A 24,596-nucleotide genomic window follows, 5' to 3' on the forward strand; every position below is an offset into this window, starting at 1 on the left:
ACGCGATAGAATCTATCAAACTACCCGCCCACCAAAACGGCAGACTGCCGGCCCGCTGTGCAATCCAACTGATCGCGCACGGCGTGCGCACATAATCAGCAGTGCCAAATCGCGAAAATCGCGAAAGCGCCTTCCTGACGCCATGCTGCACCGGCATCGCATCAGCATTCTGCTGCTGTTCGAGTCGATCCGTTCCTCCGGAAGGAACCGCGTTTCGCTCGCGATTTGTCGCTTCGTTTTTATCTGAAATTCACACTCGACATAGAAGGTTGACCGCAAATCCTGCGAGCAATTTTGCTCGCGCTGAAATTCGAGTGTGCAATGCCTGATCAAACCATCCTCTCCGCCAGCGGTTTCATCAACTCCATCGGCGTCAACACGCATGCCGGTTTCGGATGGACCGGCTACAACAATCTCGCGCTGATGGTCGAGGATCTGAAATATCTCGGCGTGACCCACCTCCGCGATGCGATGGGAACAAGCCCCGCCGCCCAGCCGGTGGTCGAGGGCCTCGCCGCTGCCGGCTACAAGTTCGACTTCCTGGTGTCATCTGCGCTGCCCCAGACGGGCACGGTCGGGCTGCAGAAATACATCGCCTCGCTCGAAAAGTTTGCAACCAGCTATGCTGGCAGCATCAGCGCGATCGAAGGTCTCAACGAGGCCAATCACCAGCCCTTCAGCTACAATGGCAGCTCCAGCCTCTCGGCCGCGGCCCAGTTCCAGAGCGCGCTCTATCAGGCCGTCAATGCCAATGCCACGCTCGGCAGCATCCCCGTGTACAACCTGTCGCTGGCCTACAACGATCCGCAAGGCTACAGCGAGCTCGGCAACATGTCGGGCTCGGTCGACTATGCCAACGCCCACGCCTATGTCAGCACCAGCCTGACCACCGGCAGCTCCATCTCGGCAACGCTCAGCGCCGTCATGACCGCGGCACCGGGAAAGCCCGTTGTCATCACCGAGACCGGCTACACCACGCAGACCAACACCCAATATCTCGGCGTCAACGAGACGGTGCAGGCCAAGTCGATCCTGAACACGCTGGTCGATGCCTACAAGGCCGGCGTCAGCATGACCTATCTCTACGAGCTGTTCGACCGCGACTCCTCGGCTGCCAACACCAACCCCGAAGCCAACTTCGGGCTGTTCAACTCCGACGGCACGCCGAAGCTCGCCGCGACGGCGATTCACAATCTGACGACGGTTCTGGCCGACGACGGCAAAGGCGGCCTGCAGCCGACCGATCCATTGAACTACACGCTGAGCAACATGCCGGCCACGGGCAACAGCATGGTGCTCGGCAAGAGCAATGGCGCCTATGAGCTCGTCGTCTGGGCGGAGCCGAAGCTCTGGAACGACGCCACCGATACCGAACTGTCCAATCCGACCCAGACGGTCACGGTGAACCTCGGCGCCGTCCATCACACGGTGAAGGTGTACGACACGCTGACGGGAACGACCGCGATCGCCAGCTATACCGACGTCAGCACCATCACCATTCCGCTCAGCGATCACCCCGTGATCATCGAGATCGACGCCCCGCCGGCCACGCCGACGCCGCCCGACACCCGAACCAGCATCACCGGAACCGCAGCCGAGATCGTGCCGCAGCTGTCCGACCTCAGCGACTCCACGGCGCTGCAGAGCATCACGCTGACCGGTTCGCACGTTCTCCCGGTCGCCTCGAAGGCGACGATGGACTACGTCATCGCCCATTACGGCAGCGCGCTGTCCAAGATCCAGGGCGGATACTCGTTCTCGGTGACGAATACGGCCGCGACCTGGAGCAACACCAAGACTTATGATTCGAGCGGAAAGCTGCTCTCGAAGTCCGACACCGGCCTGAATGCGAGCGGGCAGCCGACCTCGACCACCGTGACCTACACCGACGGCTCAAAGGACCTGATCAGCTACACTTCGGGCGTGCAGACGAAGCTCGTCCACATCGCCAGCGACGGAACCAGGACCACCGACAGCTACAACACGGCCGGAACACTTCTGAGCGAGGTCGTCCAGAAGTCCGACGGCTACTACTCCACCACGCTCTATACGAACGGGGTGAAGACCGCCGCCTACGTCAAGAACGCCGACGGTTCCCAGGACAACTATACCTACAACGTCACGGGGAAGAGCTTCACCACCCAGGTGCAGCATCTCGATGCCTCGGGGAAGGTCACGTCGGTCACCCGCAGCCATGCCGACGGCTCGCTGGATTCGACCCAGGTCTACAACAGCGACGGCAGCAGCGTGATCACCACGTACAGCGCCACCGGGGTCAAGCTGGTGGAGACCAGCTATCATGCCGACAAAAGCAAGGACGTCTGGACTTACAACATCAAGGGCCAGAACTACACGACCGAGCACTACGATTACGACGCGACCGGCTTCATCACCAGCCTGACGCGGCTGCACGGCGACGGCACTCTCGCCTTCAAGCTGGTCCAGACCAAGGACGGCACCAAGACGACCGATTGGTACAATGCCGCCGGCACCCTCACCAGCGAAGTGGTGGAGACGGCAAACGGCACCACCTCGACGACGACCTACAGCAACGGCGTCAAGACCAACACCTATGTCAAATATGCCGACGGCAGCCAGGACAATTACGCCTTCGGCATCACCGGCAAGAGCTACACCACGCAGATCCAGCACGTCGATCCGTCCGGCAAGATCACGGCCGTGACGCGCAAGCACGCCGACGGCACGCTCGACTACACCCAAATCATCAATTCCGATGGCAGCAGCGTCTTCACCAACTACGATGCCGCTGGAACGCGGATCAAGGAGGCCAACGTCCACGCCGACGGCAGCAAGGACGTGTTCCTCTTCAACATCACCGGCCAGAACTACACGACCGAGCACGACGTCTATGACGCGAGCGGATTCCTCACCACGCTGATCCGCAAGCACGCTGACGGCAGCATGGCGTTCAAGCTGGTGCAAAGCAAGGACGGGACCAAGGCGACGGACTGGTACGACGCCAAGGGCGTGCTCACCAGCGAGGTGTTGGAGAAGGCGAGCGGGTACAGCTCGACCACGGTTTACACCAACGGCGTGAAGACTGCAGCCTACATCACCAATGCCGACCAGAGCCACGATAATTACAGTTACAACATCACCGGCCAGACCTACACCACGCAGTATCAGCACCTCGACCCGACCGGCAAGACGACGCAGGTGACCCGCTGGCACGCCGACGGCTCGCTCGACTACACCCAGGTCGTCAACGACGATGGCAGCAGCGTCGTCACCAACTACGATGCGGCCGGCGTCAAGAAGATGCAGACCGACTACCACGCCGACGGCTCGAAGGACGTCTTCCAGTTCAACATCGTCGGGCAGACCTACACGAGCGAGCACGACACTTACGATGCGACGGGCTTCCTCACCCACATCGTGCGAACCCACGCCGACGACAGCCTCGCCTTCACGCTGGTGCAGAGTGCCAACGGCACCAAGACGTCGGAGTGGTACGACGCCAAGGGCGTCATCACCAGCGAGGTGACGACCAAGAGCGATGGCTACAGCTCCACCACCGCCTACACCGGCGGCGTGAAGACCGCCGCCTATATCAAGAATGCCGACGGCAGCCAGGACAATTGGAACTACAACGTCACCGGGCAATCCTACACCACCCAGCACCAGCACCTCGATGCGTCGGGCAAGCTGGTCGAGCTCACCCGGACCCACGCCGACGGCACGCTGGACTATACCCAGGTGATCCACGACGACGGCAGCAAGCTGACGGACATCTACAACAGCGCCGGCGTGAAGACCCAGGAGATCGCCAACAACGTCGACGGATCGAAGGACGTGTTCCTGTTCAACTTCAACGGACAGGCCGGCACGACCCAGCACGAGAACTACAACAGCGCCAACGCGCTGCAGTTCTTCGATCAGACCAGAACCGACGGTACCCACAACGTCACGGCGGTTGCTGCCGGCGTCACGATCCAGGGCGGGGCCGGCAATGACGTGTTCTCCGCCGCGCCGAGCTCGACGACGATCGCCTACGATCACGGCCAGGACCAGATCCTCAACTTCCAGGCCGGCAACGGCGCCAGCCACGACGTGATCCAGATTTCGAAGCTGCTGGCCGCCGACTACAGCTATCTGCAGATGACGCAATCAGGCACGAACGCGCTCATCACGTTCTCGGAGACCGATTCGATCCTGATCAAGAACGTCTATGTCTCGAGCCTGACGAGCCACGATTTCGTGTTCGTCTGAGCATGCGAATCCGTCCAAAAGGGCGCCGACATCGCTGAGGGGCCGGGACCATGTTCCGGCCCCTGTTCGTTTGTCAGGCGTCTGCCTCATCGATGAGCAGAGCGCTGCCGCCATCGGCAATCGGATGGGCCGCATCAGCCGGCGCGCTTGCGAACTTGCGTCACAATTGATGTCTAAGAGGGTGATGAACCGCGCAAGGACTCCGAGGCCCGATGGAAGCCAGTGAAGCAAGACGTTTCGTCGTCCTCGACTTTTATCGCTTCGTTGCCGCCCTTGGCGTCTTCATCTTCCACCTGAAGCTGGTCGACACCGGTATTTCGCCGGCCTGGAACGGGTCCTTCGGCCTGTTCGTGGACATGTTCTTCATCCTGTCCGGCTTCGTGATCTCCTACTCCTATCCGTCCGACGTCCGCGGCCTGCGCGGCTACTCGCGCTTCATGATCCGACGCATCGCGCGAATCTACCCGCTGCACGTGCTGAGCCTGCTCATCTTCGTGGTGCTAATCGGCGTCGGCCTGGAGCGCACGGCGCGGTCGACCTCGCTGGACTTCCTCTACAATCTCCTGCTGGTCCAGGCCTGGGGCGTCACCGATCATCTCAGCTTCAACTCGCCGTCCTGGTCGATCAGCGCGGAATTCTTCTGCTATCTGATCTTTCCGCTGCTGATGCTGCTGGCCCGCAAGGTGCAGCCGATCGTGCTCGGCGCCATCGTGGCGGCGTTCTATCTGGTCCTTGCCCACGGCCATCTGCCGATCTGGCAGGACCGATCGCAGATGTACGGCGCCAACTACGACTACGGTATGCTTCGCGCGTTGCCGAGCTTCCTGAACGGCATCCTGCTCGCCATCCTGTTCCGGATGTCGGGCCCCTACCGGCGCAAGCCGGTGCTGTTCGCCGGGATCGGCGTGTTCGGCCTCTGCGTGGTCGTCCTCAACGTCTTCGCCAAGCCGGACCTCGCGATCCTGCTGTTCTCCTGCGCCATCCTGCTCACGGCGGTCGGCGAAAGCGCCTTCAAGGAGATTCCGGGCGCACGCCTGCTCGGGCGACTCGGCAATACCTCATACGCGATCTACATGCTGCACGACGCACTTCTCATCGCCGTTTTCAAGCCGTTGTGGATCTGGCTCCAGCTGCGGCCGGATCAGTTCGGCCTGTTCGCGCTGGCATGCTGCGCGGTCCTCACCGTCGTGGCGGATCGCACCTACGCCTATTTCGAGAATCCCGCGCGTCGCCTCATCAATCGCTGGGCCGACATCGGCGTCGAGTCCCCGCGCAAGGCGCAGCCGGTCGCGGCCGAACCCGCCATACGCTTCGACAACACCGAGCGCGCGGTCAACTGACGCGCTCGCGGGCGCAAGGAGGCGTCAGGCCACCTTGCCGCCGGCCTTCGGCGCCACTCGGATTCCGGTATCGCCCAGCAGCGGGGCAATGTTGGCGCGGGACAGGTCCATGACCCCCGGCAGGGCTTGGCGCACCTGGTCCCCGGCTGCTTCATGCGTTTCGAGGAAGTGCAGCAGGAATTTCTCGAAGCTGTCGCCGACGAGGAACTGGGCTGGCGCGAGCAACAGTTGCTCGCTGATGCCGAAATGGGCGAACAGGCCCTGGAACTTGTCCTGATAGGTGATCGCCGCCACCGGCGTTCCCTGTCCGAGCGCGGCAATCGCCAGATGCATGCGCCCCGTGATCACGCCGTCGACCAGTCCTACGACGGCCTTGATCTCGCCGGCCGACAGGGTCTGCTCGACGTGATATACGCGCTCGCCGAGCACGGGCTTCAGGCGCTCGGCCAGCGGCCGGAGGCAGTTGTCGTCGGCGATCTCGGGACGGTAGTCATGCGCAAGCAGCAACCAGCTTGCATCGTGCTCACGCGACAGACGCTCCATGGCCGCCGCCGCAAGCTCGATCATCTTCCGCAGCTTCGCTGGCTCCGGCTTCTTGAACAGCATCGGGTGGATGTTGAAGACGAAGACTTTGCGGCCTTGCTCGCTCTGCCGTGCGATCGTGGCCGCGATCTGCTTCACCGCCGCCGTGTCGGCGCGCGGCGTCAGCATGAACGCGGCGTCGGCGACGAGATGGGCGCGCCTGCGGGCGAATTCGTCGAAACGCCGAAGCGATATCGCATCGCGCAGATTGAGGACCACGCCCGGATCGAGCAGCCGGAATACTTCGCGCAGTGCCTTGGCGGGACGAGAGTTGAAACTGAAGCCGAGCACGCTGACCTTGGCACCGAATGCCGCCATCAGGTCGGCGACCAGCAGCATGCGCGCGGCATCCACCGGAGAATAATAGCCGTCGAGCACGTCGGCCCCCAGCACCACGGCGAAGTCTGGACGGGTGATCGAGAGCTCCTGCGCGACCGCCTGATAGGAAAACGGCTGTTTCCAGATCTCGAGCGGCTTGAAACCCATCGCGCGCACGTCCGCGCTCGCGGCGCCGGTGGCGGTGACGACGTAAGTCTCGACGTCGGGATGCATCCGCCTGATCTCGCCGACGGCGGCTTCGATCATCGCCTCGTCGCCGCGCGACTGATGAACGCTCCAGGGATCGGAAGGAAGCACCACGAGCCGGCGCGGCTCGTTACGCGGCGCGGCGCTGACGCCGACATCCTTCCGGGCGATCTGCCATCTGCGCAACTCGAGGAGATCGACCGCCAGCGGCGTACCCTTCGCGCTGTTGAGCCAGCCTTTGAGGTGCCTGCGCACGGGTACGGGAATCAGTTGCTTCACGTCGTTCTCCTCGTCTCGCTCAGGCGGTCGCACCGCGCTTCACGACGAAATCGATCAGCGAGAACAATTGCTTCCGCCAGAGCAGCAGAATGCATATCAGATAGGTTGCGCCGAAACATGACGACAGCAGTCCCATCCGCAAATAGGGATTCATGTCCGGCGTCGCATGGCGGCACAGCACGACCGCGCCGTAAGCCAAAACGATGGCGCAAAGACAGCCCGCGATCGGACGCAGAAACTGGCTCCAGCTCAGGCCGAGCAGCCGGAGCGCCAGCGCGAACGTCACGGGCGTCACCACGAGCTGCGCGAACGCGAAAATCGTCGCCAACTGGCCGATGTCGCGCGAGGGAAGCAGGAACATCGCGGGCACGACCGCGCAGAATTTGAGGATGTTCAGCCCGAAGACGTAGTTCGGCTTGCCCAGCGCGCCGAAATAGGCGCTGTTGACGAACTGCACCGTCTGGATCGCCCCGACCAGCATCAGGGGTCTCATCACCGCTTCGCTGCCGGCCCATTTCGCGCCGAACAGCAGCAGTGAAAGCTCCGGCGCGATCGCCGCAAGCAGCACGAAGACGGGAGATCCGACCAGCGCTCCGAGACTGACGCTGCGCAGGTAGGCGCCGGCGATCCGGTCGCGCTCGTGCGCGATCCTGGACAGCGCGCTCAAGGCGACGTCCATCACCGCCTGGGTGAGCAGCTGCATCAGGATGATGTAGACCCGGGCCCCGACCGTGTAGATGCCGAGGGCCGCGACGCCGTAGAGCGACAGGATGATCATGTCGATGGTGCGAACGATGGCGAAATCCAGCAGCCGGTTCGATACGACATGGACGCTATAGCCGGAGAGCGCGCGAAAGCTCCTGGTATCGTAGGCACGCATCGGCAGCCATCGCGGCTGGCTCCAGAGCCACAAGCCGCTGATCGCGCTCTGGACGACCACCTGGATGACGAGGCTGAGAGCGCCGAAACCGGCATAGGCACAGGCAATGCCCACGACGCCGGAGATGGCTGTTGCCACCATGGTCCTGACCGCGAGCACGCGAAAGTCCATCTGGCGCTTGTAGAGCGCTTCCTGAAACAGGGTCGCCGTGCCGATCGGAAGAGCGAGGCTCGCCGCCGTCAACAGCGGCGCAAGCCCTTTCACGCCGAGCCAATGCTCGATATCCGTCGCCAGGAAAACAATCAGCACCGCAAGAATCGCCGACGCCGCAAGGGAGCAGAAGAAGGGCAGCGTCACATCGGCTGGCTCGAGCGTGCGTCGCTGGACCAACGCCTCACCGAAGCCGAATTCGGCGACGGAGCTCAGGAGCAGCAGGATGAAGGCGACCAGCGCGGCAAGGCCGAAATCCGTGGGATCGAGCAGCCGGGCCAGCACCAGGAACAGGACGAACGACAGCGCCCGGCCGCCCCAATTCTGTGCAAGTGACCAGAACAAGGCAATCACGACCTGATGTTGTTTGCCCTGCGTTGCGTTCATCAACAATTCGACCCAATTCCGACAGATCCAACCACAATCGCAGACTAGACGTGGCGTCCGATGCTGCCGCAACGTCAGCATCTCCGATCACGCGGAGTGCTGATTGCGCGCAACACTACGACCTAGTGATGGCAATCAGATGTGTGCCGTCACGATTCCGCTTTAGAGTGGAAGTGAGTTCAAATCGTGGACTACACTCCGATCACCCTTTGCAAAGTGATGCAAAATGGATGCCTTGACGAATTCGCCCGCCCCGCCTTCTCTCCGTAGCTCCAGGCGGTTGCGCGTAGCTATCTATGCACCGCATTTTGCGGAATACTCCTATCGGCTTGCAGCGGGATTGGCGCGGCATTGCGACGTCCGCCTCGTGCTCAACCGCAAGGACGCCAACCAGCAGTGGAAACTGGCCGATATCGCCGTGACGGCGCCGTTCGAGACACGGATCCGCAACATGAGCTTGCGCCGTGGCGGCGGCCTGCTCGGCATTCCCGCGTCTTTCCTCGACATAATATCGTTTCGTCCGGACGTGATTCATTGTCACGAAGTTCCAGAAATCTACACGTCACAGTTGATCCAGCTCCTCCGTCCACTCGGCATTCCCCTGGTGCTCACCGTCCACGACGCAATCCCGCATTCGGAAGGCGGCTCCGGAACTTCGCCGCGCGAAGATGCTTGGCGCGGGCGCATGCGCGCGGCCGCATCGGTGGTGACCACGCATGGCGAAAGCTGCATCGCCGATTTTCGTCGCGCCTCGCCCGACTTCAAGGGCGAGACCATCCCCAGCATGCACGGCGTGCTCATGGTTCCGCCGGCCGGAGGTGCGATCACCGAGCCCGACCCCGGACGCATTCTGTTCTTTGGACGGATGTGGGCTTATAAGGGCCTGGATGTCTTCATCGATGCGATCGACATGCTGGCCCAGCGCGGTGTGGCGCATGAAGCGATCGTTGCCGGTCGCGGCCCCGAAATGACACGGCTCGGCGCGCGGATGCAAGCGATGCCGACGGTCAAGACCATCAACGCCTACATTTCGCCAGCCGATACGGGACGGCTGTTTCAATCCGCCTCAGTGGTCGCCTTGCCCTACAAGGATGCGACTCAGAGCGGCGTGCTGGCGTCGGCCTACGGCAACTCCCGGCCCGTCGTTGCCAGCGCCACCGGCGGCATTCCCGACGTCGTGACGGACGGCGTCAACGGGCTGTTGGTCCCTCCCGGCGACGCCACTGCGCTTGCCGACGCACTCGAGCGCGTGCTGACCTCGAAACCGCTGGCCGCCACATTGACCGAGGGCGCACGGCAAACCGCGGCCGGGCTCCTGAACTGGGACCGCATTGCCGAAGGGCTGCTCGGATCCTATCACAGGCTTGCAGGCCGCACCGTGAGCTGACCGCGGCCGACGGCTCTCAAGCGGATTGCTCGACCCGCGGCCGGAAGAACAGGCCGCGGATCGCGCCGTCCAGCAGGCGCCTCAGCCTGACCTCGATCAGCTCATAGCTGATCGCGCTGGCAACCAACGACATCACGAGCCCGAGCCCGATGAATGCGCTCCACAGCAGCCAGCGATCGACGCCGGCAGCAACCAGCTTCAGGCCGATCATTTGCAATGGGAAGAGCACGAAAGGGTGCACGAGATAAAGGCTGTAGCTGATCTTGCCTATGTACTGGAGCGCCGGCGCACTGAGAGCCTTGCCGAGGCCTGATTCCGGGGCAAGCACCATGGCGAACAGCAAAAATCCGGGAATGAGTCCCACGAACGGGTGAAACAGCACCAGGCTCGCATAGAGGGCGGCCCCGCAGACCAGACCAGCGAGCAGCCCGAGACGTCCCGGGATGGAAATGCGAAATCCGGTCGCGCTGAACAGCATGCCGATGCAGAAGAACGCGGTGATCGGCCAGCGCATCAGGCAGGCAAGACCCAGCAAGATCAGGGGCGCCGCCAGCAGCTTGCCTCCGCCGCGCCACAGTACAAACGTCAGGGCGAACCAGATGTAGAACGCCCACTCATAGGTCAACGTCCAGGCGTTCTGCTGGGCGATCGGCAAGCCGAGCGCGTCCTGCACGAAGAACAGATTGGCTGCAAAGATGGAAAGATAGCTGGTCAGATCGATCCCGCGGAAGAACTTGTAGGCGACGATCGGACCGATCGCGAACAGCGCAAGATGCAGGAGGACGAACACCGGCATGATGCGCAGGACGCGGTCGTAGAAGAATCGCGACAGCGATCCGTGCCGCACCAGGCTCGCCGGGATCAGGAAGCCGCTGATCATGAAGAACAGCTCGACGCCATGCCCGCCGACATTGATCACCGACTGCAGCCAGGGCCAGAGCGGCGGCAGGAACCCGGGATTCGGAATGTCGTACATGCCGGCCTTCGGCATGTCGTAGAAATGATCCATCAGCACGCTCAGCGCCGCGATGGCGCGAAGGCCCTGGACCGACGGAAGGAATGATCCGTCATAGGCGGCGCCCGGCTGGTCGGGTGTCTTGATCACTCCGCGGCACCCTGGGTGCCGAGGGCCGGCTCGAGGATGACGGGCTTTCTTCGAGCCGAGCGGAATTTTTGCCCGAAGGAAATGCTGGGCTTCTCGATGAACGCGAATGTCATCCAACTGACGAGGATCGACAACGCCAGGATCAGGACCAGGAAGATCGACCATCCCAGCGGCCCGTCGCCGAACCAGAACAGGCGGTGGACGAAAACGATCACGAACGGGGACATCAGGTAGACCGAATAGCTGATCACGCCGACGAATGCCATCGGGCGCCAGGCCAATCTCTCGCCGAACACGGCAAAGCCGATAAAGACCAGCGCCGCGCAGACATAGGCGGACCCGATCGAATAACTGTAGAAGAAGTTCTCGTGATACACCCCGCCGAACCTCCGCTCGGACAGGGTGACGGCGAAGATCGTGTACAGAAGCGTGCAGACGGCCACATGGCTCCATCGCAGCTTTCCGCCGATGACGGTGTCGCGGATGATCTTGCCCAGGAACATGGCTGACAGGTTCAATCCGACCTCCATCACCGAGGAGACCATCCTGCTCTCGACGAAGAGCGCAGCGGTGGTTCCGACCAGAGCAGCGGCGACGACGATGGACACCGCGGTGAAGCGCTGGTTCAACAGTCCCATGGCGAAGAGAATGGTGCACCCGACATAGAACAGCAGCTCGATCGCCAGCGTCCAGTAGAACACCCAGAGGTTCGGGACATTCACGAAGGTCTGCAACATCGTCACGTTGGCGGCGATCTGCCCTAGCGGATAGATCTTCGAGTCCAGAAGCTGCATCGTCAGCAGCCCCACCACGAGCGAGGTCCAGTAGGCCGGATAGAGCCGGAAGAAGCGGCTGATGGTGAAATCCCGCACGGGCGTGGTGCTGTCGGGGAAGCTGAACGGGATGACGAAGCCGCTGACGAAGAAGAACAACACCACGCCGAAGCGGCCGAAGTTCATGTAGTAGCCGAACACGTCATGGATCGGCCAGTAATAGGCGCCCGTCGGATGCTTCTCGACGATCACCTCGAAGACGTGCTGGACCAGGACCGCCAGCACGGCAATGCCGCGCAGCGTGTCGATGAATGCGAGCCGCTTATGCATCATCCGTTCTGTTCTCACCTGGTTCCCCTCGCCGCCGGCAGATCCGGGCGGAAGCCTTCCAACGGCGGCACCGGCGGCCGCATGACGATCGGGACAGCATCGATCCCCCGTGCGGAGGTCGCACGCCGTGAAAATACTTCACTGAAGCTCAATGCGATGATCAGGAGGCCGGATGCCGGGCCGTAGTTCAGCACCGTGATCGTGAACAAGTTGACGACGAAGATCAGCGTCAGCTTGTAGACGTCGGTCGCACCGAAGGTCGCCCGGAACACCATCACCATGAAGGCGACGAAGGGCAGCCCGAACATCAGGTAGGTGCCGATGTAGAAATTATCCACGGGCACCCAGTAATGCGCAAGCGGCGAGAACAGCTTCTGCGGGTAGTTGAAGCAGCCGGCTCCGCAGCCGGTGATCAGACCAACGGGCATCAGCTGGCTCATATAGACGAACGGCAGCTGCCAGCTGTTGTTGATGCGGTCGACGATGCTGAACAGGGTCGAGTGCGGCACCGCCGCGGTGCCCGACGCGACGACGATCATGAAAAACGGCACGAAGATCGCCGCAAAGGACCATTGCGCGATCGATCGGATCGCAGGGAAGCGCGATCTCTCCGGCAGCATGCGCACGAGCACTAGCAGAAGCAGGTAGAGCACGAGGACAATCATTGTGGTCTTGCTGGTGGTGAGGCGCGTGGCATAGATCGCAATGGAGCCGAATACGAGGCACCAGGTCGTGCTCATGCGAATGGACGTGATCGCGAACGACACTAGGATGAAGAAGGCCGCCATGGTGTTGTCGGCGGCAAAGCCCATCAGGCGCTGGTCGTCGCCGCCATAGGCCCACCACAGCCGGCCGGCCTCGCGTACGGCGCCGAAGGACTCGTACTTGTAGCCCACCCAGGGCATCAGGTAGAATTTCGTCAGGAAAACGCCGATCACGGACAGGTAGAACGTGACTGCGATGACCGACAGCAGCTTGCGATACGAACCGAGGCTCGAATCGCAGAAGCAGAACCCGACGAACACCGGCAACATCATCTTGAAGGACGAGATCGCCGCGTTCATCGTCCCCATCATGAAGTAGCCGAGCACGAGCGACAGCATGATCTGCACGAGCACGATCATCGCCAGCGTGCTGCGATTGCGCAGGACGCAATGCACGAAGAACTGAATCAGGCACAGCACCGCAACTGCGTCGGGCAAATACCACAGGGCATCCATGTGATAGATGCTGGTATAGTAGCGGATCACGCCGCCGAAGGCGTCGCGGACTAGATAGACGCCGAGCGCGATCGCCTCGATGTTGAGGCTGATCAACCTCATCTGGGGCCGGTGCAGCGGAAGGATCGTCATGTCCGGCTCAGTTTGTCGGCCGCGCCGAGGGTGCGGGCGATCGTGCGAAATCCCGACGGCTTCCGAGCAGGTTCCGCATGAACTTGCCGCCGGGAATTTCGACGTAGAGATAGGTGAAGTGGGAAACCGCGAGCACTGCCGCCAATGACACCACGAGATTGAGCGAGGCCGGCAGACCGGGCAAGATCGAATCGAGCGCGGCGATCCGCCCCGCCCCGACCGCCCGCACGAAATACTCGGCCAACAGCACCACGAGCGCGTGCACCATATAGATCGAGTAGGAACGCTTCCCGAGCCAGACCAGCGGACGGGCCACCAGCACCCGCGGCACCAGCAGCGCATCCGGAAAGGCGAGCAGGCTGCCGAGGAAGATCGCAAACGTCACCGGCGCGAGGAAGGTCGCGGCAGGGCTGGTCTCCGCGACGGACACCAGGACGATGCTTGCGATCATGGCGACGAATTGCACCATTCCCTGCACGACAGGGCCCGGCTTGGCCGGCAGGCGATCGACGATCCGGACCGTCAGCACGCCCAGGAAGAAGCTCACGAAGCAGCGCAGGATGCCGAAATCGGTCTGGAGCCCGAGGCTTCTCTTGTCGAGCACGAAGATGATGAAGACCAGACTTCCGACCGCGAGCGCGCCGCAGAGAGCGTAAAACCATAGAAGCGAGCGCATGCGCTGGGCGAACAGCAGGATCAGGCCGAACACCAGATAGGTGTAGAACTCGACGCTGATGCTCCAGCTCGGCGCATTCCAGCTGAGATAGTCGATGAAGCCCATCGAGTGCAGCAACAGGACGTTGAGCACGAACGATTGTGCGTTGTTCACCTCGAAGGCCGCCGGGGCAGCCACCACGACGCCCGCCATGACCAGGCTGATGCGCAGGAGGCGGAACAGCAGATTCGCGAACAGCATGACGATGTGCAGCGGATAGACCCGCGCCAGGCGCCGCACCATGAACTCGCGCAGCGAGAAGCGCCCGAAGTCGCTCTCGACGTAGCTGAGCGCCATGACGATCCCGCTGAGAACGAAGAACAGATCGACCAAAAGCCAGGCACTCCTGAAGAAGGAGCAGTTGATCCACGCATTATGCGGGAACGCCGCGAGGAACGTCGGCATCAGCAGAAGGTGGTGAATCACCACCGAGGTCGCGGCGATTCCCCGAATGCTGTCGAGCGGCAGGACATGCGCCTTCTCACGATGAACCAACTCCGTCACATCAACATTCCATGACTATTGCACCGCAGCAGTGTGTATCAGGTCTTGCACATGTTCAATCTCTGCGATCGTTGATTCGCGCGCGATGCATGACGACCGACGATACTTTCAATGCTTGCAGACCATTCGGACATGAGAGCGCCAACTTCACGCCACTTTTTGCGCGAGGCCCCGCGTGCTTCGGGCGTAGATCTCTTCGCTTGCGATGATTGCGAGCATTTGCGCGGAAAGTGTGCGCGAAATTCGGCGCTGATGCGATAGATGCTCACCCCTTGGCATCGATCTGTCTGCGTGTGGAAGAATCGTCTCTCACCCGGGAACGATCGAAGCGTGTTGCAGCTTGTGTCGGTTCTGCGACGCGCAGGTCTGCGAGTGCCTGATATGTTTTCAAGTTGCAACATTCATGAGCGACACATGCCGATCTCGCAGGCATTGTAGATCCTGATTCTACAACCGCTGAGATCGAGGCCGCATTCTTCGGTGTTGCACATCCTGCACCAGCTTTTGCGCCGCACAAAAAGATGACACAGTTACCTGCCAGGAAGTTTCGCCTGTTCTCCTGTTGCAACAGAAGCAAGGAACACGGATGCGCCGCGGACTAACACGTCGTCATGCACAGCGCCGATGGCTACCGGCTGTCCTGGTCGGTTCTGGGCTGGTGGTTTCGAGCGCCGTTGCTTGCCATGCTCAGTGCGTCGAATTCTCCGATCGCGCCTCGCAACTCGAACTCGACACCTTCGTGAAGTCGCCCTCCTCGCTTCTAGAGCGAATGCGCAACGACAAGGAGAAGTTACGCTTTCGGCTCGCGACCCTCATCGCGACCAATCCGTCGTTGCTGCCCTCCGTTCAGACGCTCATTTCGGCATCGGCTTCGAGCGATCGTTCGGCCATCGGCGCCGCGTTGCGGATTGCCGAAGGACGGTGCAATTCGACGAAGCCGGACGCGGCGCGCAAGCTCAGGGACTTTGTGCAGCGGATCGGCGATCTCAACGTGCAGGCCGGCTATTCCGCAGCGGGAGAGGACAATTCCGGCGCCCAGCTGGCGCGAACCCAGGGCAAGACCCCTGCGCCGCCGCCTCGAGGCGGCGCCCTGCTCGATGGCGAGTGGAAGACCAAGCTGGCCAATCCATTCAAGCCCCTCCCCCTTCCGAATTGATCGGCGATCGTCAAAGGCAGCGAATTAGAAGATGTACCAACCCAGAGAACATTTCCAGTCGGGACACCGTTTCGGCATCGAATTCGGCGGGGCAGTCCTCAGCTTCGAGCGCGTGACCGACGTCCTGCGCCGGCAATGGCCCATCGTCGCGGTATGCACCGGCGGTTCGCTGGCGCTGGTGATCGTCTACCTGATGATGGCCCAGCCCATGTATACGGCCAATGCCCGCATCATGATGGATACGCGCCAGGCGCAGGTGCTGGACAAGGACAGCAACACCAGCAGCGCGCTGATCGACACCGGCTACGTCGACAGCCAGGTCGAGGTCATCAACTCGGACGACCTGATTCTGTCCGTGGTCCGCCGCCTGAAGCTGACTGAAGATCCGGAGTTCAATGGTTCCAAGCCGGGGCTTCTTGCCATCATCATGGGCAAGGCGCGGTCGCTGTTTGGCTCGGGTGAGCCGCCGAGCCAGGAACGAATCGAACACGCGGTGGTCGAGCAGGTTCAGAAGAACCTGCGAACGGAGCGCGTTCTGACCACATATGTCCTGTCGCTGAATTATCGCGCGCGGACGCCTGACAAGGCCGCCAAGATCGCCAACGCGATTGCCAATGCCTACCTCGTCGGCGCACTCGAGGCCAAATATCAGTCCACCAAGCGGGCCACCGAGTGGCTTCAGCAGCGCAGCCTCGAGCTGAGCGAGCAGGCGTCTGCCAGCGACCGCGCCGTGCAGACCTTCAAGGCCGAGCACAACATCGTTGGAACCAGCCGCGGCCTGGTGTCCGAGCAGCAATTGTCGGACCTCAACACGCAACTGGTCCAGGCACGGGCCGCGACAGCCGAGGCGAAGGCGCGCCTCGACCGCATCGAGAACATTTCCGACCAGGATCTCGCCCAGCCCACGGTGACGGACGCTCTCAACAACTCGGTCATTACGCGCCTGCGCGCGCAATTTCTCGACATGAACGCGCAATATGCAGACCTGTCGAGGCGCTACGGCAAGACCCATGGCGCGGCGGTCAACCTCGCCAACAAGATGCAGGAGCTGCGCAAGAACATTGCCGACGAGCTTAACCGGATCGGGGATGCCTATCGCAGCGACTACGAGATCGCCAAGAGTCGGGAGGCTTCTCTGGACGCGAATTTGAAGGAACTGGTCGCCCAGGCCGGTCATACCGGGCAGGCGGAGGTCAAGCTCAGGGACCTGGAGAGCGCCGCGGACACCTATCGCAACCTCTACAACAGCTTCCTGGAAAAGCTGCAAAGCGCAACTCAGAACCAGAGCTTCCCGCTGAGCGAGTCGCGCCTCATCAGCACCGCGACCCCGCCGGACCGCAAGAGCTCGCCGCGGACGCTCCTGGCGCTGGTGGGAGGGCTTGTCGGAGGTCTCTGTCTCGGATTCGGCGTCGCGTTTGCCCGCGAGTTGCTTCACGACGTGTTGCGCACTCCCGCCGAGGTCGAGGACGAACTCGGGGTCAAATGTCTCGGCATCCTGCCGGATATCGGTGCGAGGGCGAAAGGACGGGCGTGGCTGGGATCGCCCGCCAAGAGCAAGAGCAGCACCTCCGGCGTATCGCGCTACGTCATCGATCACCCCTTCTCGCGCTTTGCCGAGACGCTGCGCAACGTCAAGGTGTCGATCGATGTCGCGCGCCTGACCCGTGACATCAAGGTGATAGGAATCGCATCGTCGCTTCCGAAGGAAGGGAAAACGACGGTGGCCGCCAACTTCGCCCAATTGATCGCTCTGGCGGGGCACCGCACCGTGCTGATCGATGGCGATCTCCATACGCGCTCGCTCACGCGAGAACTCGCGCCCAACGCCGGCTCCGGACTGATCGAGACCCTCGCCGATCCCTCGACGCTTGGCTATCACGTGCAGCGAAGCAAGGAGACGGGCCTCGACTTCTTGCCGTCCGTGGTGAGTTCTCGCATGGTCAATTCGGCGGACGTCATGACCTCGAAGGCGATGAGCAACCTGCTGGCAGTGCTGCGGGAACACTACGAATACATCATCATCGATCTTGCCCCGGTGATGCCGGTGGTCGATTCCAAGGCGTTCAGCGTCCTCATCGACGCAATGGTGTATGTGATCGAATGGGGAGAGACGACGCGCACCGCACTTCAGGAATCGGTTGCGGGCTCGGAAGTGCTGCAGAAGAAGCTGCTCGGTGCCGTTCTCAATCGCGCCAACCCCAAAATGCTCCAGCGTATCGAGGCCTACAAGGGCAAGCATCGCAACAGCTATTACGTCGAGAACGCATAGAAGAGCGACGTTGGATGCGCTTGCCCGCGCCGGCACGTACTGTCCGTCGATCGAGCGCGTAGCGCGACTGCCAACGAGGAGAGAGCGAAGTCTCCCCGCGAGGCGGGTTCACCGCCCTCGCGCGGGAGGGGCAGCCCCCAAGGCACGACGGTAACCTTAAGGGTATCCGTCAAATCGTCCCTGATGCTGCCGTCCCTCCGTTGACATTACGAACCAGTTTGCGAAGGCGAGCCGGAGCGAGCACGCCCTTGCGGCCCGTATTCATCCCGCATCAACAAAATGAGTTCATACCGTTGCCAGAAAGCACGGAACTGACGGAGGCCGTCGCGGCCGGCCAGGGTTCCGCCCCGGCAGGTCGGGCCCCGGGTACCTTCCCTTCCGGGGTGTCTCGGGCTAAACGTAAGCTTATTGCTTTTTGGCGTTCCTCGGTAGGTCCAAATGGTCGTCGTCTTGGTTGTTTTGGGCATCTGGCTATTGCTCAACATCCTGTTCGTGGTGATCGTGGTCCCCCCCCGAAAACCGCAACAGAAGACTGTTTCACCGGGCAGAGCCCTGTCGGCGGCCCCTATCGATCCCAGCCCCGGCCAGTTCGACCACGAGAGGCCGTTTTCGCTTCGTCACGCGGTCGCTTCGATCGCGATGGGAGCGTTTTTTGTCCTCGTTCCCCCGCTGCTCGCGCTACGCGATGCAATCGTCCGGCTGTTCAGGAAATCGATGCACTACGATCGCTAAGGTGCCACCGGACGAGGATTCGTCGTCGACGCGGATCTTTCCCGGAAGGATGGATGTTTCGCGACGATGCTCCAGCGTGCAGCGTCCTTTACTGCGCGACAAGCATCGAGTGCCTTTGCCCCGACACCATCTGCCAGCTCAACCTGAAGCTCAAGGGGCGATCCGCCAGATTCATTCTCGCCCGAAGCGTGATGAGGTCTGGATAAATCGTCATCGTCGTTTGCGCATGGTCTGTGCGGAAAACCCCTTCGCACTTTTCCGGACCATACCTTAGTACGCCTCTTGAAAGATGACGGCCGCCGCCGTGCGCGCCAGAATCTTCAGGTCGAGCCAAATGCTCCAGTTGCCGACGTACCAGACGTCGTATTCCACGCGCTTTTCCATCAGATCGATCGTCGGCGTCTCGCCGCGACAGCCATTGACCTGCGCCCAACCGGTCAACCCTGGCTTCACGTGATGGCGATAGATGTAATTGCGGATGAGTTCGTCATAGTAGTTGTCGTGCGCCAACGCGTGCGGACGCGGACCGACCAAAGACATATCGCCGCGCAGCACGTTCCAGAGCTGGGGCAGTTCGTCGATGCTGGTCATGCGAAGGAAGCGCCCAAACCTGGTCACGCGTGCATCGCCCTTCTTGGCCTGCGTCACCGTATGTCCGTTCTCGCTCACGGTCATCGTTCGAAACTTCCAGATCTCGAACGGCTTGCCATTGCACCCGCGGCGCCACTGTCGGAAGATGACCGTCCCCGGCGAGTCCAGCTTGATGAGAACGCAAACGGTCACCAGCAGCGGTGTCAGAACGATCAAGCCGAACAGCGCAAGCCCCATGTCCAGACAGCGCTTCTGCAATCGCTCGAATACGGTGAGCGGGGGTCGCTGAAGCTCGATTGCAACGGTGCCGCTGACGGGCAGGAAGGGACGCGAGACCAGATCCGCGATCGGACTATCGGGAAGCAGGCGCACCGGCTGGGACACTGCACGCAAGTGCTTGCCGAGCCTCTGTAATACCGGCAGTTCGTTCCAGTCGATGGCCAGAAGAAATTCATCGATGTCCGCGGCACGAGCCTCGCGGACCACATCGCGAATCTGTGTATCCCATTGATTCCCGCTGCCATCGCCGCTCAACACGAAGTGGCGCACCACGTCGAAGCCATTTTTTCGGAGATCCTTGAACCGGGTCGAGGTGAAATCGAGCGGCTTCAGGCTGAGCAGGACGACTTTCCGATCGACCAAGCGTCCTTTCGCAAAGCTGGAACGGAGAGCGTACTGCCAGGCAAAGCGAACGCTCATCAGCCCGATGCTGCCAACCCCCGCGAAGATGAGGACGGTGCCGCGCGACAGGTTGTCCGTCGACTTCAGCAGGAATGCGGCAACCGCGAGAACCGTCAACGCCGCCGACCAGATCATGACGGCCTTGCGCAATTGCCAGACGACCCTCAGCAAACGATGCGTGTCGTAAACGCCCTGGAAGTACGAAATCGTGACGAATGCCAGACCGACGATCGTTCCAGGCCCCAGCGAGGCCGGCTCGAGGGACCACCCGAATGAATCTCCGTACAGGAGAGATGCGATTGCATAGCAGACCAATACAACCAGGAAATCGGCGGCGATGATGAAGACCTGAAACGGCCTTTGAAGAACAGTGCCGCGCGCGAGAGAGCCGGAGTGGACGTCCTCGGTACCGTAAGTTGCAACAGCCATTCGAACCTCTATCGGCGGGCACGCATGACACTCATCGCGAGCAGATGATGCGGCTTTCGCACCGGAAGGTGTTAACCGATCGCAGCGATATTGTGGCGCCGCATGCAATTTTTTCCGCAGCGCAGAGCTTTGCGAAACTCTCGAACGACTTGCATGCGGCACACGCATAATGTCTTCATGACACTGACATCAAGATCAGCGTAGCGCTGCGATTTGCATCTGTTCGCCGATATTTTGCGCAATCAGAATATAACCGTTCGGTTCCGATCCCTCGAACGCCCGTTCGAATCACGCGTGAGAGACCATGAGCATTGGCTTCGTTGATTCTTTCATCGCGATCGATGACAGTTGGTGCTTGTTGACTTGGCAGCGGCAGGAGCACGCAACAACTCATGAGAGCAATCTCATCAATTCGCAATCGAAGCCGATCGGGCGGGTCCGAGCGCCGCCGCATGGATCCGGCGCGAGGATCGTCAAGTGCCATCGCAAGGACCGAACGTGGCCCGGCGAGTCCTCGCGCCATCATTGTGCTCAATCGCTGATTGCATCGCGCTCAATGGATGAAACAATTTTGAGCACGTCCGAACAATGATGCCGCTTTTTCGATCGCGCGCGCCGAGGCGGAAGCCCAAGCTGCCGGACGGGGTGCGCATCTACGCCATCTCCGACATACATGGGTGCACCCATTTGCTCGAGCCCATGCTGCGGGTGATCGATGCCGATCTCGCCCGGAGCAAGCCCCGTCATGCGATCGAGGTGTTCTTGGGCGACTACATCGACCGTGGGCCCGATGCACGATCGACCCTCGACGTTCTGGTGAAGCGCAGCCGGCGGGCCAATACCGTATTTCTAAAGGGAAATCACGAGGCTCTCCTGACCACGGCCGTGCGCAACCCCGACTTGCTGGACGATTGGCTCCGGGTCGGCGGAGCTCAGACATTGAGGTCCTATGGCGTTTCGCTGCCTCAGCCGACGCCGGAGCAGGAGGAGCGGGTCGCTTTGCTGCGCCAATTCGCCCGGGCCTTGCCGCAGGAACATGTCGAGTTCCTGCGCAACCTACGCCCATCTTTCACCTGCGGGGATTTCTTCTTCGTCCACGCCGGCATACGACCAGGTGTCCCTTTATCCGAGCAGCGAGAGACCGACCTGTTGTGGATTCGCGAAGAATTCCTAAAAAGTGACGAACGCTTCAGTAAATACATCGTGCACGGTCATACTCCGGTGCGGAACGCGCAGTTGCTGCCGAACCGAGCGAATATCGACACGGGAGCTTACGCAACGGGTAATCTCACACTCATGAGCATCCAAGGCACGAGCATGCTCGCAGTTTGAACCGCATCACCCGGCAAGAGCTTCGCGTCCGACGACAGCGCGTCCAAGCAAGTCGATTGTGTGTCTAATCGTGATGCTGTTGCTCGTTGCAGCCAAGAAGAAGCCACATTGCGCGATCGCTCGCCACTGCTAAGACAAATGCTTTTGTCATCACGTTGCATGGAGGCCACAAGCGCTGCAGTTTCGCACGGGCAAAACCGGGGCGAGAGTGACTCGACAACGGGATGATTGCTACGCTTGTCGCAGTCCTAGTAAGCAGCGTGAGGTCATTGTGGTTACCGAGTCAGGAAGATCGATTGCGGCTGTCGTTCGTCATCATGCAGTACTGATCTTCGTTTCGGTGACGATGACCGGATGCGCCGGCTTCATCCCGATGGACGCGCCCGACTCCGCTGCGGTCCACGAGAACGCCGCGATCGTCACGGAGCCATCAGCGCCGCTTCCCTATGTGCTGATGCCCATCAACGCCACCGTCTTGCAGGCCACCAACACGATCACCAATACGACCGGCACGTCGTTCGCATCCGTGCCCGGAGGCCATCGCGACGCGCCGATCAGTATCGGTGATATTCTGTCGGTCACGGTCTTCGAGGCGCAAGCAGGTGGATTGTTCATTCCGGGTGAAGCAGGCGTCAGGTCGGGCAATTTCGTCGACATCCCGCGACAGCAGGTCGATCAGACCGGTAGCATCAATATTCCCTTCGCGGACACGGTTAAGGTCGCCGGACTGACGCCGCGTGCGGTTTCCGCGATCATCCGCGATCGACTCAAGGAGCGCGCAATCGAGCCGCAGGTCGTTGTGGCGGTCGCGGAGCAGCGCGGAAACCAGGTCAGTGTGCTTGGTGAAGCCAATTCACCGTCGCGCTTCCCGATCGACCCGGGCGGGCTTCGACTGCTGGCGGCAATTGCCAGAGCGGGAGGGCCGAAATATCCCGATTACGAAGTCACCGTCACCCTGAAGCGTGCGGGGAGAACGTACAGCCAATACCTCGCCGCCATCGTTCGACGACCTGCCGAGGACATCTTGCTGGCCCCCGGCGATGTGATCTTCCTGACGCGAATTCCGCGCGTGTTCATGGCGTTCGGATCGACACCCAGCCCCGGCTCCATCGGCGGAACGAACAACCGTCGCTTCACTTTTGAGAACTATGATATGTCACTCGCCGAAGCGCTGGCGAAAGCGGGCGGTCTCGACGGAAGCCGCGCCAACTCGAAGTCCGTGTTCGTCTACCGGTTCGAGCCGAAGCACTTGCTGGAAAACGTTGGCCTCGAGGTAAAGGGCTTTCCTACCTTGCGGGTGCCAGCCGTTTACAAGTTCGACATGAGCAAGCCGGATGGCTGGTTCCAGGCGGATTCGTTCAGAATGCGCGACCACGATGTGATTTCGGTCGCCGAGTCGCCTTCGACCGAGTTCATCAAGATCATGGCGCCGCTGGATGCCGCCACGACCAATGCGGCAAACATCAACGCCATCGTGAACTCGAACTGATCGCTTTAGTCGGCACGTACCGTAGTGAAAGGTACCGCAGGCCCCCTTCTGCAGAACACCAGGCTGCGACCGGCGGATTGAATTCATCTCTCATCAGGGGTTGGGGCTACCGCGGCGACCCGTCTGAAAAAAGAAACGGTGCTGCCAGGGCCCAATTTCAAGGAAGATTTTGCCATATGACTTAAGGTAACGTTAGCCCGCCTCACCTACCGTCACGGAACCCGTTGGAGTGCTCCCGTGACGATACTCATCGCCGTTACCGTGCTGGTAGGCCTCGCCTTGGGGTTCAGGTACCGGGTGTTTATTCTCATCCCTGTCATCCCCCTGGGCGGAATCGTCATCGGGGCGACGACATCGCAGTTCCTGTCGTCTGTATTGATATTCATCGTCCTGCTGCAGCTCAGCTATCTAATAGGCGCGCTACTCAAGACATTTCCCGCGGGAGTTGCGGAGCAGCAGGCGGGTGCACTGCCCGGTCACCACGGCTAGGCCCCAGCTTGCATTATGCTTCCGCGTCGTCAGCACGGAACTTGTAGTCGGGAAACCGGCTCAGCATTGCGGCCCTGACAAAGCTGAAATGAGCGATTGCGGAGCCCAACTCCTTCAGTCGCCTTTGGCCATTGACGATTTCCGCGTCGAATAGATCCTGGTGATGACTATCCAGCGGTTCGCGGTACAGATACTCGTCGTCGTCATTTCCCAGCGTCACGGCTGCTCGCGCCAAGACCTCCTCGACCCGCCGGTTCAAGCCGGCGCGCTCGCGCTCGGCTGCCGCGATCGCATCTTCGATGGCGACCATGATCGCTGCAACCCGGCGCTGATCTACTTCTGAGTCACGCTTTGCCGAGCGCACCCGAAATGTCGACGATCCCGTTCGGCGAAGAAAACTCTGATTGCGAGCCTTCGCAAAGAGCTGGAACATGCACGGAGGTCTCGTTTGAGGACGGCAGACGCGAGGATGGCTCGACCGTAGTTAACGAAGCCTTAATGCAGCGGATGCGAGTTGATATCGTCCATCCATAGAGAAGATCGACGCACCGCCGTGCCACGGCTGTACTGGCCGGCATCCCTACTTGCGCGTTCGTCCTTCAATCGCAGCGAAGCTGACGACCGTACTTATAACAAGATCTGCCGTCGCTGAAATACGTACGGTTCCCATACGTCCGGGCCGACCCGCCATCGCTGAAGATCGTGGTGTTTCCGTATTGCCGAGCGCTGCTGCCGTCGCTGTTGTATGTCGTTGCGGATTCCGATCGATGTCGCCCAGGATTCCGAGATGATCTCGCCCACCATTCCGATTTGAAGTCGCCCACCCGTT

18 protein-coding genes are annotated in these 24,596 nt (G+C 61.2%); 10 read left to right on the forward strand and 8 right to left on the reverse strand.

Annotated features, from left to right (window positions below; translation table 11 throughout):
* The first annotated feature begins 321 nt into the window (after positions 1-321).
* Both AC3WLX_RS11150 and AC3WLX_RS11155 read left to right on the forward strand, forming a co-directional pair.
* Positions 322-4,230, forward strand: coding sequence for an RHS repeat protein (locus tag AC3WLX_RS11150; RefSeq protein WP_492335873.1), 3,909 nt, complete (start codon positions 322-324; stop codon positions 4,228-4,230).
* Between the two features lie 212 nt (positions 4,231-4,442).
* Positions 4,443-5,570: an acyltransferase family protein gene (locus AC3WLX_RS11155; protein WP_492335874.1), complete on the forward strand. Its 1,128-nt coding sequence runs from the start codon at positions 4,443-4,445 to the stop codon at positions 5,568-5,570.
* A 24-nt stretch (positions 5,571-5,594) separates the two neighbouring features.
* On the opposite strand, the gene AC3WLX_RS11160 is transcribed toward AC3WLX_RS11155, so the two are convergent.
* Positions 5,595-6,956: a polysaccharide pyruvyl transferase family protein gene (locus AC3WLX_RS11160; RefSeq protein ID WP_492335875.1), complete on the reverse strand. Its 1,362-nt coding sequence runs from the start codon at positions 6,954-6,956 to the stop codon at positions 5,595-5,597.
* A gap of 19 nt (positions 6,957-6,975) precedes the next feature.
* Entirely contained in the window at positions 6,976-8,433 is a 1,458-nt protein-coding gene (locus tag AC3WLX_RS11165) for a lipopolysaccharide biosynthesis protein (protein WP_291617827.1), read from the reverse strand.
* A gap of 280 nt (positions 8,434-8,713) precedes the next feature.
* Between AC3WLX_RS11165 and AC3WLX_RS11170 the strand changes: the two genes are divergently transcribed.
* Positions 8,714-9,820 (forward strand): glycosyltransferase family 4 protein, encoded by a 1,107-nt coding sequence (locus AC3WLX_RS11170; protein ID WP_291617826.1) that lies wholly within the window; start codon positions 8,714-8,716, stop codon positions 9,818-9,820.
* A 16-nt stretch (positions 9,821-9,836) separates the two neighbouring features.
* On the opposite strand, the gene AC3WLX_RS11175 is transcribed toward AC3WLX_RS11170, so the two are convergent.
* From AC3WLX_RS11175 to AC3WLX_RS11190, 4 genes are read right to left on the reverse strand one after another with little or no spacing between them, the layout of a single operon-like run.
* Entirely contained in the window at positions 9,837-10,925 is a 1,089-nt protein-coding gene (locus tag AC3WLX_RS11175; RefSeq protein WP_492335876.1) for an acyltransferase family protein, read from the reverse strand.
* Complete coding sequence (locus AC3WLX_RS11180) at positions 10,922-12,031, reverse strand: acyltransferase family protein (protein WP_492335877.1); 1,110 nt, start codon at positions 12,029-12,031, stop codon at positions 10,922-10,924. The genes AC3WLX_RS11175 and AC3WLX_RS11180 overlap by 4 nt, the downstream gene beginning before the upstream one ends.
* 11 nt (positions 12,032-12,042) lie before the next feature.
* Positions 12,043-13,380, reverse strand: coding sequence for a hypothetical protein (locus tag AC3WLX_RS11185; RefSeq protein WP_492335878.1), 1,338 nt, complete (start codon positions 13,378-13,380; stop codon positions 12,043-12,045).
* Positions 13,381-13,387: 7 nt separating this feature from the next.
* Entirely contained in the window at positions 13,388-14,599 is a 1,212-nt protein-coding gene (locus tag AC3WLX_RS11190; protein WP_492335879.1) for an acyltransferase family protein, read from the reverse strand.
* A 658-nt stretch (positions 14,600-15,257) separates the two neighbouring features.
* Between AC3WLX_RS11190 and AC3WLX_RS11195 the strand changes: the two genes are divergently transcribed.
* The 3 genes from AC3WLX_RS11195 to AC3WLX_RS11205 all read left to right on the forward strand — a co-directional run bounded on the left by AC3WLX_RS11195 (position 15,258) and on the right by AC3WLX_RS11205 (position 18,756).
* A complete protein-coding gene (locus AC3WLX_RS11195) occupies positions 15,258-15,755 on the forward strand; it encodes a hypothetical protein (protein WP_492335880.1) in 498 nt (165 codons plus the stop codon).
* A 31-nt stretch (positions 15,756-15,786) separates the two neighbouring features.
* Positions 15,787-18,024, forward strand: coding sequence for an AAA family ATPase (locus AC3WLX_RS11200; protein WP_291617820.1), 2,238 nt, complete (start codon positions 15,787-15,789; stop codon positions 18,022-18,024).
* Positions 18,025-18,462: 438 nt separating this feature from the next.
* Positions 18,463-18,756, forward strand: coding sequence for a hypothetical protein (locus AC3WLX_RS11205; RefSeq protein ID WP_291617819.1), 294 nt, complete (start codon positions 18,463-18,465; stop codon positions 18,754-18,756).
* 270 nt (positions 18,757-19,026) lie between these two features.
* Here AC3WLX_RS11205 and AC3WLX_RS11210 read toward each other — a convergent pair whose 3' ends face one another.
* On the reverse strand, positions 19,027-20,457 hold the full coding sequence (locus tag AC3WLX_RS11210; RefSeq protein WP_492335881.1) for an undecaprenyl-phosphate glucose phosphotransferase: 1,431 nt from the start codon (positions 20,455-20,457) through the stop codon (positions 19,027-19,029).
* A gap of 304 nt (positions 20,458-20,761) precedes the next feature.
* Between AC3WLX_RS11210 and AC3WLX_RS11215 the strand changes: the two genes are divergently transcribed.
* From AC3WLX_RS11215 to AC3WLX_RS11230, 4 genes are all read left to right on the forward strand, one after another.
* Complete coding sequence (locus AC3WLX_RS11215; protein ID WP_492335882.1) at positions 20,762-21,049, forward strand: hypothetical protein; 288 nt, start codon at positions 20,762-20,764, stop codon at positions 21,047-21,049.
* On the forward strand, positions 21,046-21,789 hold the full coding sequence (locus AC3WLX_RS11220; protein WP_492335883.1) for a metallophosphoesterase family protein: 744 nt from the start codon (positions 21,046-21,048) through the stop codon (positions 21,787-21,789). The genes AC3WLX_RS11215 and AC3WLX_RS11220 overlap by 4 nt, the downstream gene beginning before the upstream one ends.
* 271 nt (positions 21,790-22,060) lie before the next feature.
* Positions 22,061-23,278 (forward strand): polysaccharide biosynthesis/export family protein, encoded by a 1,218-nt coding sequence (locus tag AC3WLX_RS11225; protein ID WP_492335884.1) that lies wholly within the window; start codon positions 22,061-22,063, stop codon positions 23,276-23,278.
* Positions 23,279-23,515: 237 nt separating this feature from the next.
* A complete protein-coding gene (locus tag AC3WLX_RS11230; protein WP_492335885.1) occupies positions 23,516-23,767 on the forward strand; it encodes a hypothetical protein in 252 nt (83 codons plus the stop codon).
* A gap of 13 nt (positions 23,768-23,780) precedes the next feature.
* On the opposite strand, the gene AC3WLX_RS11235 is transcribed toward AC3WLX_RS11230, so the two are convergent.
* Positions 23,781-24,200 carry a hypothetical protein gene (locus AC3WLX_RS11235; protein ID WP_492335886.1) on the reverse strand — a complete coding sequence of 140 codons (420 nt, stop codon included), beginning with the start codon at positions 24,198-24,200 and terminating at the stop codon, positions 23,781-23,783.
* Positions 24,201-24,596 lie beyond the last annotated feature (396 nt).

Source organism: Bradyrhizobium sp. FW305-F6, from assembly GCF_058782905.1.